This window comes from Bradyrhizobium sp. PRIMUS42, assembly GCF_023006515.1.
Taxonomy (GTDB): Bacteria; Pseudomonadota; Alphaproteobacteria; order Rhizobiales; family Xanthobacteraceae; genus Bradyrhizobium.
Genome location: NZ_JALBGZ010001409.1, coordinates 1 through 698, shown reverse-complemented (window position 1 = coordinate 698; position 698 = coordinate 1). Strand labels below are relative to the sequence as shown.

1 protein-coding gene and 1 pseudogene are annotated in these 698 nt (G+C 65.3%); both read left to right on the top strand.

Translation table 11 applies throughout. The annotated features are described in order from the left end of the window. A pseudogene (locus MOV75_RS40720) lies at positions 1–222 on the top strand (RNA polymerase subunit sigma-70); the annotation flags it as partial. A gap of 186 nt (positions 223–408) precedes the next feature. Further along, positions 409–698 (top strand): GntR family transcriptional regulator (locus MOV75_RS40715; protein WP_247008491.1); only part of this gene is annotated, 290 nt, incomplete at its 3' end.

Here is a 698-nt window from a genome sequence, read left to right as displayed (position 1 = left end):
GAGATCCGCGGCGCCGATGCGGTGGCGCAGCTCTACAAGGGCCGCGCCCGGGCCGCACGGACCGCGTTGGTCGATGGCGAAATCGGCGTTGCCGTCATCCTCGGCGGACAGCTGCGCATCGCGCTGCGCGTGACGTTCAGGGGCGACCGTATTGCCGAGATGGAGGCGCTGGCCGATGCGGAACGGATCGCCGCGCTGGAGGTGGAAGTGCTGGAGGGGTGAGGCCCGGACTCGATATCGCGAAAACAACCCCATGCACAGTAGTCAGGTCTAGTGAAATCAATGACTTACTAGACCCTGACGGGAAGACATCGCGCCATCCTCCGATACCACTTGACGGCTCCACCTTGCGAAGCGTAGCGTCGAATACGGAATTCCGTATTCCCTCTATCTTTCGGAGCTGCCGGCGTGATCCCTCTCGACCCGCTCCCGAACCTGATCGACCAGGTCTATGCGCGGATCCTGGAGGCGATATCCGACCGCACGCTGCAGCCCGGCCAGCGCATCCGGCAGAACGAGCTGGCCGACAAGCTCGGCGTGTCGCGCCAGCCTGTCTCGCATGCGCTGCATCTGCTGCACCGGCAGGGACTAGTCGCCGAGAGCGGCAAGCGCGGCTTTGAAGTCACCCAGCTCGACCCGTCACGCATCCGCCAGCTCTACGAGGTGCGCGGCGCGATCGATGCGCTGGCCGCCCGGCT